This is a genomic window from Pedobacter sp. WC2423 (genome assembly GCF_040822065.1).
Taxonomy (GTDB): Bacteria; Bacteroidota; Bacteroidia; order Sphingobacteriales; family Sphingobacteriaceae; genus Pedobacter.
On the sequence record NZ_CP162005.1, the window covers coordinates 2,486,861 to 2,498,721 of the forward strand.

An 11,861-nucleotide genomic window follows, 5' to 3' on the forward strand; every position below is an offset into this window, starting at 1 on the left:
CCTGGAAAAATAAGGATCTTTCCTCTCCCTGAGAATTCCGCTGAAGCGTTGGCCGATCTCTTATCAAAGTAATCAGGAGCGTTTAATACTGATAAATTGAACTATAAAATCAGGAAGTAATTAGCTTATTAAAGAATCGTAACCATCAGCTTTGAACTCAAAAAATATCAAACCCAAAACTTGAAATTTAATCCCTAATCCACAAGTTTATGACTTGATCCATTTAATTCAGCCCACAAGTTTTGGTATTGATCCGTGCAAGGCTGGTCTTAAACCAAAAAATGCGTATGAGCGAAGCGAGCGCATTTCTGTTTGAAGCCCCCCTCCAGGGATCAGCGAGCGCAGCGAAGCTAATCCCTTTTCTCAAAGGAAAAACTATATGGAAAAATGAATTTACGATTGATCCCGAAAGCATTGTACGAACAATACAAGAAGGTTGTTTCTGAGAATGCTTTGCTCGAATCTTCAACTTAAAAGATGTCCAACTATCTACACCTAATTTTAACTTTAATCATGCAGTAGCCAAAGGCGCAATTGTAACAGCAGTTTCAAGCGCCAAAGCCATGACCCGTTAAAAAGTTGGAACAGCGACCATATTATCGATTATAAATCAGGTAATCTAAGAAATTTTATGATGTTGTGATAAAACTTTCCACCAAACAAGAGCTACCCGATATCTGCCTATCAGGAGGCTTAGGGAACATTTTCAAAAGTGAGCCAGTCTTGCTGCTGAATAAAAATTAAAGTTTTACTTTAGTTTTTCAAAGATGAATTCAATCGTTTCAGGATCCAGCGTAGCCATATCTACCAGCTTCAATGTTTTCACCATCTTTAAGGTGTTAGTTTTGTAATGTTTGAAATGCGCTGACTGCAAATGAGATTGATAAGCAGCCGCACTGGCATAGATCTCCAAAAGCCTGAACTGCGCTGGATTTTCTTTCTGGTACATCGGGAGGATCGAAATTACACCAGGCTCAATTTTCACAGACTGTGATGATTCCTCTTGAAGAATACGCTTATATTCTTCAAGATATTCTGGAAGAATTTCTATTTCAGATATCCTCACCATCATATCAGACTGTACGACAGGTAATTCAGGCTTATCAATCAGCCTTCTTAAAATATTTGCCTGTGTTCTGCCAGCGTTTATTTCTATCACATTGGCAAGATCCGCTAACTGTATATCAGTTATACCTGTGTTCTTACCCATCAATAGATGAGCTTTCAACTGAGGCTCTACTCCTGGCATTGCGGCCAATGCTGAAATAGTAATAAACTCCCGCTGGCGGTAATTCAAAACATCACGGTTAAAGATATCAGCAAATAAGTGCTCCTTCAAAAAAACGTCAATTACTGGTGCAAAAGCATTAACTCCGGTTTTGGGCCCTTTCTCATCAACTCCTGTCAATTGCTGTAAATTATGCTTTCCCGATTGATACTTATTGCTATCCTTTACAGGTGTAGCGTCTTTACCTTCCAGATCCTTTATATTTTTATACTTTCTTTCTGCTAACACGGTCATCAATGTACTCATACCATTCAGGCTTCTGGGAAAACCACAATAGGCGTACAATTGTACAAGTGATTCCTTTATTTCATTGATAGTAAGACCTGCATCGAGTCCGTTGTTCAAAGCAGATTTCAGTTCTGACAAATTTCCAGTTGCGGTTAGCGCTGCTATTGCAGCTAAGGTTTGCTGATGTGTATTTAATGCCGCCATGCGATTATCTTTTTTCTGTGCTTTACTTGTTGATACAGATACTATAAATACGAGTGCAACTGTTAAGTGAAAAATAGTAACTTTTCCCATTGGATTGAGTTTATGTGTATCATTAATTTAATGATCTAAAATCTTGTGGTGATTGTCCTGCATGCTGCTTAAACATACGGGTGAAATGCTGAGGATATTTAAAGCCCATTTCATAAGCAATTTCCTTTATAGATTTGCTGGTATCAAATATCCTTTCTTTAGCAATAGCTATTACTTTATTTTGTATGTATTCCTGCGCAGACTGTCCTGTTTCTTTTTTAATGAGATCACCAAAGTATTTGGGAGATAAGTGAAGTTGTTCAGCACAGTAAGCAACAGTTGGAAAGCCCGCTAATCGCTGATCTGTGATAAAATAATTGTCGATTAACTCCTCGAACTTATTTAAAACATCTTTATTAACATACGCTCTGCTGATGAATTGCCGGTCATAGAAACGTTCACAATAGTTTAGCAGCAATTCAATATTGCTCACGATCAGCTTACGGCTATGTTTGTCTGTAGGATGGGCAAGTTCATCTCTTATTTTCCCGAAACAATCTAGTAAAATTTGCTTTTCCCTGGTAGAAACATGTAATGCCTCCCGAATATCATAAGAGAAAAAATGGTAGTCTCTCATCGTCTTTCCCAAATTTGTTCCTCTGATCAGATCGGGATGAAAAGCAAGGGCCCAGCCGTTAGGCTGTATCACTGTACCGTCCTCCTCAAAACCCGCAAGCTGACCTGGTGCTATAAACAGAAGCGATTCTTCTTGATAATCGTATGGACTGCGACCATAGATTATGTCAGCACATTTTTCATGCTTAAAAAAAACAATGTACAGATCTGATAAGAAGCGGTGTACCCTTATTGGATTTGATTGGGTTTGATCTAATAAGGTAACTAAGGGGTGGAGAGTTTCCTGCCCCCTTTCTTCATTAAAATGAGTTACACTTTCAAGCTTCGTTATTGGTTTCATTAGCAAATCTTCTACATCAAAATTACGATAAGAATCTGCTAAAAGATCACTTCATCCAGCTAATCAGGAATATTGGTAAGTGATACAGGAATATATATAACAAATAGCAAGTGATTGCATAACCCTTGAAATAACATCGTATCAGCGGCAGCTATTTACTTCAAAAGATCAGAAAAAAAGTTTGGATAATCAGTTATAATCCCATCCACTTTAAGCTTTTTTATCCGCTGCATATCAGCAATTTCATTCACTGTCCACGGAACTATCAGCATACCTTTCTTATGGCAGGAATCAATTAGCTCCGGAGTAACCATCCCATAGTGAGGATTATAAAAATCAGGACTGAATCCCATATTAGACAGATTTTCAGCCATACTGATTTTACGGTCCCATGTTAATAGCCCCACAGGGATTTCAGGATATTTTTGATGCATTACTTTTAACGGACGTATATCAAAAGATTGGATGATAAACCTTTTACTTATTTCTTTGGTATTGATTACAGCCATCATCTTATCTACCATAATCTCAGGGACAGGCTGTTCAAAACCATCAGTCAACGGATTAGACTTAATCTCTATCAAATAATTAACTCCGGGAAGTTTATTGGTTTTGGTATATGTTTCTACAGAATCAATCAATTCACTTAGAAGAGGTGTATAACACGCCACTTGCTTTTGTTGTGGAAAAGACGAATATTTTTTTTCACCGATGATAAACTTGCGGATATCTGCATAATTCATTTGGTAAAAGGTATACTGCTTACGGTCTGCTTCAGTAAATTCTTTACCGCCCGGCAAAAGCGTATATTCAGGATTAAACGAGTTATCATGGTATACGATAACCTGACCATCTTTCGTGATATGTATATCAAATTCTATAGTATTACTACCCAGATCAATTGCTTTTTTCATCGCTTGAATAGTATTTTCAGGCATCAAACCACGTGTACCACGATGACCTACAGTATAAAATACGCCCGGTTTCAATCGGGGCACAATAGTTTTCATACTCACAAACACCAGGATTGTACCCATTGCAACGGATAAGAATAAAGCAGATTTCAGATTTTTTAATTTTCTCATATTTTTGATTTGACCAGAAGGAAACGATATAAACAATAAAAGACAATTCTTCCTTCGCCGCAAAAGTAAGCAGCGCTGGTCTATATGTGGTAGAATTGATATTAATATATCATTATCATCTGATTAAAAACCAGACATCCCCTTCCAGAAAATTACAATCAGTTTCTATAATTATCTTTGCTTTGACTCAATAACCAACAATGAAGAATATTTCCCGGAATCAAACTGTCCCTGGTCAAACAAACTATTAATTTAAAGCTTGAGTAAGAATTATCTGGCAATTATTTCATTGTCCTCAGGCAATACTTGCTCAAGCTTTCTAAAGGTAAAGCCAGCAGTAATGCCATGTATAACAATAGAAATGAGTACAATAAAAGCTATAATTGACCAAAGGGCATCCTGATCTTTAAAAAAGGTAGTTCCAAAAGCAAAAGCCAGATAATAAATAGATCCCATTCCACGAATACCATAGAAACTGATAACCAGTTTCTCCTGGATTTTGAGTTTTGTGCCGATTAACCCAATCAGCCCGGACAATGGCCGGATAACAAAGATAAAGACAATCCCAAATGCTGCCATTGGCCAGGTCAGACTGTTCATAATCCCACGTACCAGACTTCCTCCAAAGAGAATCAGCATAATGGCGACAAGGATTCTTTCAATCTGATCTGAAAATGCATGCAAACGATTATAATATTTATGATCTCTTTTGTAAGCTCTAAGTGTGATTGCAGCAACAAATACAGCAATAAATCCATATCCATGAGTAATTTCAGTAGCACCGTACACAACCAGCGTTGCTGCGACAGACACAAAGCCATCTTGAGTGACGAAATTTTCGTATTTCTCAGCAAGTGTAAAGAGTATATAACCTAATAATTTACCCAGTAAGAATCCACAAAGTATACCAACAATAATCTGGTAAAACACATGTTTCAATGCCCAGGTAACTAAAAAGGAGGTGTCACCTCCTGAGGTCATGGCCAACGCAATGGCAAGCCATACAAACGGAAAGGCCATGCCATCATTAAAACCAGCTTCGGCAGTAAGGGAAAATTTAGCATTGTCACGGTCCTGTTCATTGGGGTCTCCTACTTGCACATCGGTCGCTAATACAGGGTCGGTAGGTGCAAGCACTGCAGCAAGTAATATTGAAGTAGATAGCGGCATTTTAAAATAATAGATACCTATTATTACAACTGCTGCGATGCAAAGGAACATGGTAATGGTGATCAGTCTGAACGGAATTATCCATGTCCTGAATGAAAATTTCTGGTCGATTTTCAGCCCTGTGCACATCAGTGAGACAATAAGTACCAGTTCTGTGAGGTGAAGCGTAAATTCACCATGTTTTCTTGGGTTCGGAGCAGGCAGGAAATCAAAAATACTGTAAAGCAGCATACCGATCAGGAGGTAAACGATTGAATAGGATATCTTGGTTTTGGCAGTAAAAGAGGGCATCCAGGCCATTCCAAGAATTCCTACTCCTATAATTGTAAGTATAACCAGATATTGCTCCATTCTTTTTTATAATTTACAAGGGACAACAGTAAATTTTAAGGATTGTTGGGAGAAACCGGATGGATATTACTCAATGATTACTATTGCGCTATATTTCCCTCAGCCCAGTGCCCCTTGAACACTATATTTTTAAGCTTACCCCCCATCCCTTTTAAAGTCTTCTAAACTCCTGAACCGATCCTTAACTCAGGGATTGCCGGAACTCCTTTGGCGAGAGATTGGTTTTGGACTTAAACAACTTGCTAAAGGACTGTGAATGTTCAAATCCTAATTCATAAGCGATCTCGCTTACAGACATCACAGTGCCCGCTAGTTTTTCCTTTGCCTTTTCTATCAGTTTTTCGTGTATATGCTGTTGCGTATTAAGACCGGTAGTTACTTTCAGTATAGTGCTTAAATAATCAGGGGAAAGATTAAGCTGCCCCGCAATATATTGAACGGTAGGTAGTCCTTCGATCATCGCATTACTGCTGAAATGCTGATCCAGTAAAGCTTCCAGTTGATTCAGAACTTTGTGATTTGCAATTCTGCGGGTAATAAACTGGCGGTGATAAAAACGTTGGGAATAATTCAGCAGCACTTCGATTTGAGAAATGATAATTTGCTGGCTGAATGTATCAATATTAGCATGATACTCTTGCTGAATGTTTTGGATAACACCCGAAACTACAGCCTCTTCTTTTTCTGATAGAAACAAAGCCTCATGAACAGAATAGCTAAAATATTCATATTTTTTTATAGTGGTTGCCAGTGTAAAATTCCATAAAAAGTCAGGATGGATCAATAACATCCATCCTGATTTATCCGGGGCATCCTGGACCACTTCAATCCTGAAAACTTGTCCCGGAGCAATAAAAAACATAACACCTTCGTCAAAATCATAATCCTGCTGGCCATATTTGAATTTGGCATTCATATTTTTCTTCAAGGCAATGAAATAGAAATCATATACCCAGCTTATTTTGTTGTTGTCGGGTGAATTTTTCATGGCCGCATAGTCCATCAAGCTGATTAATGGATGCTCAGGTTGATGCAGGCCCCTGAGCCGGTGATATTCGCTGATGGATTTTATACGTTGTATTTGTTGGTTAGCCATGTTCAAATCTTCAATATTACAAACTAAGAAAAAAAATCTGAGCGCAAGGATTTAAATCAGAACACTTTTTTGGCCTTTCAGCAAAAAACTAACCCTAATTCCAGTCTCACTATCCTAAGCTTCAGACCGTATGATGTGTGCTTCCAAAAGCTTTTATATAGCGAGCTATTTTTGTAACAATTATGTTTAATAAGATCACTCAGCGACACGCTCTATATTCTGGAAGAAAAATACCGTAACTTTTAAAATCTCCTGAATAATGAAGAAGAAAGACTATAACCAGCTATAAACCCCATATGAATCAAACCACTCAGATCACAGCCCATAAAGTTGAGTATCTTTCTTCATTAACAGCCTTACGTGGAATTGCAGCATTATTAGTCGCAGTCTTTCATTTTGAAATGGCTGTTGCCAGGTTTGTTCCTGCTGCACAATCTATGTTTTTCGAAAAATGTTACCTGATGGTAGATCTGTTCTTTATCATGAGTGGTTTTATCATGCTGCATGTATATAACAGCCAATTTAAAGATAAGATCCAGGCAAAATCGTTGAAAAACTTTCTTGTTGCCAGGTTTGCCAGAATTTATCCTTTGCACCTGTTTTCACTCTTGCTGCTCGTAGTCCTTGTGCGCTGGCTTACCGATTGGGGTAATCCTCCAATTATCCTTGAGCAACCAGCTGACATTTTACCGAATATTTTCCTGCTCCATTCCTTTGGTTTTACAAAGATCTATAATTGGAATATCCCTTCCTGGAGCATTAGTGCCGAATGGGCTGCTTACCTGCTTTTTCCAATCATTGCCTTATGTATTAACAAGAAAAAAGCCATTTCTGTTATCATTTTGATCTTGCTTATCGTAATTGCATATTATTCCATTATGTACTTGCTTCCGCGAAAAAACCCTATAAATCCTGCTATTCCAGTCCCTCATAACCTGAATACGACTTTTGATTATGGATATATCCGTGGAATAGCTGGATTTACAACTGGTATTCTTGTATACCTGCTTTACGAATTGGGCGCTGTCAGAAAAGCTTTGTCCCATGATATAACTGCGCTGCTTATAATTTTCGCGATCATTATGTCTATGCATTTTGCACTTAATGATAGTCTCCCAGTCTTGTTGTTCGCTATGCTGGTACTTAGCTTTACAGCTAATACTGGTAAAATCGCAAAGTTCTGCAACCGGAAAATCCCGCAATTCCTGGGAGATATTTCTTATTCAGTTTATCTCATGCAGATCTTTCTGCAAGAACCATTTTCACATGGTATTTATTTGCCAGGGATTACAGGAATAGGAAGAGGTAAACAGAATATTGATTTTTCAAGCGGAGTTTTATACTGCGTAACCTATCTGATCCTGCTCATTATGATCTCTTATATTACTTATCAATGGGTGGAACGTCCCAGCCGGAGATTTATAAACCGTATTTGGGGGAAATAAATATAACGTGCCTGATCAGGTCATTATCTCTGATCAGGCACTATTCTTTTATAGAATAAATTTTATTCCCCCATTAATGACTAATCCGTCAACAGGAGCATAAATATCTTTAAAAACCGGATCAGTTACAGAACCTGTATAAATCGTATCAAACTTAGTCTGACGTGTATCTGTCAGGTTTTCAAAATTAATGAAGATGGAAAATCTTTCCCAGAGTTTTTCAGCCATCAATCCGGCTGTCCAGTAGCTTTTACCTGTTGTCCCATCATTTAGCCTTTGTTTACTAAAATAATAAGCTTCTGCTCCAATTTTCCACTTTTCTTCCACCTCGTACATCAGGACATGGTTTAAACGATGTTTGGAAACCAGCGGATAGACTGTTGCATGATCACCAGTTTGCTGGTTAACATCAGCCAGTGTGTACCCTACAAATAGTTTAAAGTCACTATAAGAAATTTTCACATTGGTTTCCATCCCTTTTGTATCCAGATTTCCGCTTGGCTGTATATAAGTTAAATCACCACCTGCAGTAGGCGTAAGCAAAATAGGGTTATTAATCTTCGTATAAAAAAATAGCTGATTGATACTGAACCCTATCTGGTCATCAAATAATATTGTCCGGTAATTGATATCATAATTGGCCCCGTAAGAACGTTCGGCTTTCGTATGATTTACATCAATTGGCAATACATTTCTAAATTGAATACGTTCAGCATCTTCTGTGAATACAGTAGGAGCTTTATAACCTAATCCACCACCTAAACGGGTTGATATGTGTTCATTGATCTTCCATAAACCAGAGATCCTTGGTAAAAAGAAGAAACCATATTCATTGTGGTAATCACTCCGGATACCAGATTCCACTATAAATTTATCTGTCAGATTCCAGGTATTCTGAACAAAGCCTCCGATGGTAGTATACTGGTAACTTCTCAGTGCAGCACTGGTGTTTTTATCCTCTTTAAAGTGATCTGAGAGGAAATTAATCCCCCCTACCCAATCTGCTTTTTTTCCTTTACGGGAATAATTCACTTCACTATAAGTAGAAAGCTGTACACCGGAAAAAAGATAATCCGGTAAACCAATACTCCTGTTATAATAACCCACAGAATTACGGAATACCAATTTTTCACGATCATTTAATTGATGATCCAATTCAAGCTGAGTGCTGTAACGCTGTGTCTTATTTTCTTCAAAATAGCTGTGCTGAGCATTACCATTGCCTTTGATATATTCGAGGTCACCACCAATACGTTTTTCGACAGTAGTATTCAGCCCGGCAGTAATTGTGGTACCCGGATTTAAATAGACAAAGAGTTTAGGATTCAACGTAAAGCGGTTAAATTCCGGTATTGCTGTTAAGCCAGTATTCGCAGGATCATAAGCACTCCCATGATTATAAGCGGCATAAATAGTGGCACCTGCTTTTTTAAACTTCTGCGCATAAAAGCCACTGGCATCGAGTCCCAGAGCAGAAGTACCATTTAAAAGAAAGTTAAGCTGACGTTCATCAGCTGGCTTTTTAGAGACTAGATTCACAAGCCCTGCAATGGCTCCACCACCATATAAAGTAGAAGATGAACCTTTAATAACTTCAACACGCTGTAAATCCAGCGGTGCAATCTGCAACAATCCTAATCCGCCAGAAAATCCCGCATATAGCGGAAAACCGTCCCTGATAATTTGAGTATATTTTCCATCAAGTCCCTGAATACGGATACTTGCATTCCCACTTGTAGCAGAAGTTTGCTGTGCCTGAATTCCTGTGCTCTCGGCAAGCAGCATACGAATATCACCAGGTTTCATATTTCCCTTTTCATCTAGTTCCTCTCCTGCAATAACTTCTATCCGTGTAGGAATATTTTCGATAGTTCTCCCACTTCTGGTCGCAGAAACCACGACTTCATCTAATTCTTCGTCTTTCTCCGCAGACTCCAATGCAATCTGCATGGGTGCAATCTGTGCTAATGGAAATGATAAAGTGTCAGTTCTGGTTTTAAAACCGACAGAACTAAACTGGACTAACTGTTTACCAGGCGGAATAGGAGTTAAAAAGATAAATCCATCATTTCCAGACAAAAGACGAATGCCTGTACCTACAATTTTCACCGTAACCCCGGGAATGACCTGATTAGTTTTCGCGTCCTTAATGATTGCTTTAAATATAGATTGACCATAAGCTGCTCCCGTAAAAAACAGTACAGCTATAAGCACAGTTAATTTTTTCATCATGTGTTTTATAATTAAGTAATCCCAATAAAATCAGCCTTAAATGGCTGCAATAAAGTATTAACTTAATTGTGGCGGTTGCCAGATAACAGCATGAATTTGAGGAAGTTCTACAGTCAGATAAATACTATCATGTTTAACAGCTCTTAAATAGATAACAAATGTGGGTGCTAATGAATTGCTTATCGTAAATCCAACACAAGTACCACAAACATAAAATGGAGAACAATCCTTGCAACAATCTTCATTTTTCTCTGTTTGCTGAGCTGTTTTTACAGAAATCTGCTCCGTACAATCTTCTTTCTCCACTGCGCAGCAAGGCACAATAGTTAGTGTCAGTACAATTAAGGATAAAAGCAGCGTCAGGAACTTCACCTTGTAAAAGTATTGAATTTGGTAATATGAAAACATATTATTTAAGTGTTCTGATTAATTAACTTCCTTCATTACGCTGTATGCTCAACAAAAACGCGCGAATGTAATTGTAATTTTCACAGACAATATTGGCTATGGACACATCAGCTGTTATAAAATACTTATCGGCTACTCTTCTTCACTATTTTTCATCTTTGATATCAAATCATATGCTCCTTTAGTCACCACTTTAGCACCGGTCAGATCGAAGCTTTCAGGAAGTTCAACTTCAACATATCCTGCAGCTGCCGATCCAACTGTGACCTCTAAAAGCTGAAAATGGTAATTAAGCTCAGCATTTTTTCCTTTGCGCTGCCCAGTCTCGATAAAAATATACTTCTTTCCTGCAAAATCAGCTATAGCAGACTCTGGTAAAGCATTTACCTCTTCAGTTCCGGTTTCAATCAATGCATTTAAATAAGCTCCCGGTATCAGGTTTCTGCTTTGCGTATTCGCCACACAATGAACGGTAACTGTCTTATCTTCATTAATTTCCCTACCCACCAACGTAACTGTGGCTACACGCTCTTCAGCCTCATTTTGTAACGAAAAACGAACTTTCTGTCCTTTCTTAATTAAATCTACGTCTTTTTGAAACACCTTCAGTTCCACATGTAAATTTGCACTGTTTACAATCTCAAACATCACATCATTCGGACTCACAAACTTGCCCGAGTTTACATTTACCTTGGTCACATAGCCATTTATTGGTGCATAAATATTAATTGTACTCCGGATATTGGCCGGTGTTAAAGTAGCTGAATTGATATTAATCAGCATCAAACGTTTTCTTAAAGCACTTTCTCTGGATAACATCGTTTGATATTGGGACTTGGCTTGCTGTAGCACTTTCTGTGCATTTATATTCTGCCTCGCCAATTCCTGCTGTCTTTTATATTCAGAATCTGCCAATTCAAGCTGACTCTTATTTTCCAGATAATCCTGCTGTAACTGCACATACTCCTGATTTTGAAGTACAGCAATAACCTGCCCTTTACTTACTGTTGACCCTTGCAGCAACGGAGTAGATTTCACAATCCCACCCATTTGTGTAGTGATACTAATCAGATTTTCAGGTGGGACATCTATCGTCCCATTCACTTTCAGGACTCCGCTGATTGATTTTTTCTCTACCCTTCCCAAGGTAACACCGCTAGTTCTATATTGCGCAGCACTCAATTCCACTGTATTTGCGTCTTCCTTCACCGGAGCTTCAGTAGCAGCAGCCGTATGATCTTCTGCTACTTTTTTATTCCCGCAGGAAGCAAGGACAACCATAGCAAAAGAAAGTATATAAATAGCCTGTTTGAATTCAATTCTTGTTTTCATCCGTATATCGTTTTTT

At 38.2% G+C, this 11,861-nt stretch carries 9 protein-coding genes; 1 reads left to right on the forward strand and 8 read right to left on the reverse strand.

Going from position 1 to position 11,861, the window contains the following annotated elements; genetic code table 11:
* Positions 1 to 748 precede the first annotated feature (748 nt).
* The 5 genes from AB3G38_RS09990 to AB3G38_RS10010 all read right to left on the reverse strand — a co-directional run bounded on the left by AB3G38_RS09990 (position 749) and on the right by AB3G38_RS10010 (position 6,428).
* Positions 749 to 1,810, reverse strand: a complete 1,062-nt coding sequence (locus AB3G38_RS09990; protein ID WP_367868341.1) for a carboxymuconolactone decarboxylase family protein — start codon at positions 1,808 to 1,810, stop codon at positions 749 to 751.
* Positions 1,811 to 1,832: 22 nt separating this feature from the next.
* Positions 1,833 to 2,726 carry a helix-turn-helix domain-containing protein gene (locus AB3G38_RS09995; RefSeq protein ID WP_367868342.1) on the reverse strand — a complete coding sequence of 298 codons (894 nt, stop codon included), beginning with the start codon at positions 2,724 to 2,726 and terminating at the stop codon, positions 1,833 to 1,835.
* A 155-nt stretch (positions 2,727 to 2,881) separates the two neighbouring features.
* Positions 2,882 to 3,811, reverse strand: a complete 930-nt coding sequence (locus AB3G38_RS10000; RefSeq protein ID WP_367868343.1) for a glycerophosphodiester phosphodiesterase family protein — start codon at positions 3,809 to 3,811, stop codon at positions 2,882 to 2,884.
* Positions 3,812 to 4,081: 270 nt separating this feature from the next.
* Positions 4,082 to 5,332, reverse strand: coding sequence for a cation:proton antiporter (locus tag AB3G38_RS10005; protein WP_367868344.1), 1,251 nt, complete (start codon positions 5,330 to 5,332; stop codon positions 4,082 to 4,084).
* A 181-nt stretch (positions 5,333 to 5,513) separates the two neighbouring features.
* Positions 5,514 to 6,428 (reverse strand): helix-turn-helix domain-containing protein, encoded by a 915-nt coding sequence (locus AB3G38_RS10010; RefSeq protein ID WP_367868345.1) that lies wholly within the window; start codon positions 6,426 to 6,428, stop codon positions 5,514 to 5,516.
* A 296-nt stretch (positions 6,429 to 6,724) separates the two neighbouring features.
* Between AB3G38_RS10010 and AB3G38_RS10015 the strand changes: the two genes are divergently transcribed.
* The gene (locus tag AB3G38_RS10015) at positions 6,725 to 7,873 is read left to right on the forward strand and encodes an acyltransferase family protein (RefSeq protein WP_367868346.1); all 1,149 of its coding nucleotides are present in this window, start codon (positions 6,725 to 6,727) and stop codon (positions 7,871 to 7,873) included.
* A 48-nt stretch (positions 7,874 to 7,921) separates the two neighbouring features.
* Here AB3G38_RS10015 and AB3G38_RS10020 read toward each other — a convergent pair whose 3' ends face one another.
* The 3 genes from AB3G38_RS10020 to AB3G38_RS10030 all read right to left on the reverse strand — a co-directional run bounded on the left by AB3G38_RS10020 (position 7,922) and on the right by AB3G38_RS10030 (position 11,845).
* Positions 7,922 to 10,105 carry a TonB-dependent receptor gene (locus AB3G38_RS10020; RefSeq protein ID WP_367868347.1) on the reverse strand — a complete coding sequence of 728 codons (2,184 nt, stop codon included), beginning with the start codon at positions 10,103 to 10,105 and terminating at the stop codon, positions 7,922 to 7,924.
* 57 nt (positions 10,106 to 10,162) lie between these two features.
* On the reverse strand, positions 10,163 to 10,513 hold the full coding sequence (locus AB3G38_RS10025; RefSeq protein WP_367868348.1) for a DUF6660 family protein: 351 nt from the start codon (positions 10,511 to 10,513) through the stop codon (positions 10,163 to 10,165).
* 132 nt (positions 10,514 to 10,645) lie between these two features.
* The gene (locus AB3G38_RS10030; protein WP_367868349.1) at positions 10,646 to 11,845 is read right to left on the reverse strand and encodes an efflux RND transporter periplasmic adaptor subunit; all 1,200 of its coding nucleotides are present in this window, start codon (positions 11,843 to 11,845) and stop codon (positions 10,646 to 10,648) included.
* Between the last annotated feature and the right edge of the window lie 16 nt (positions 11,846 to 11,861).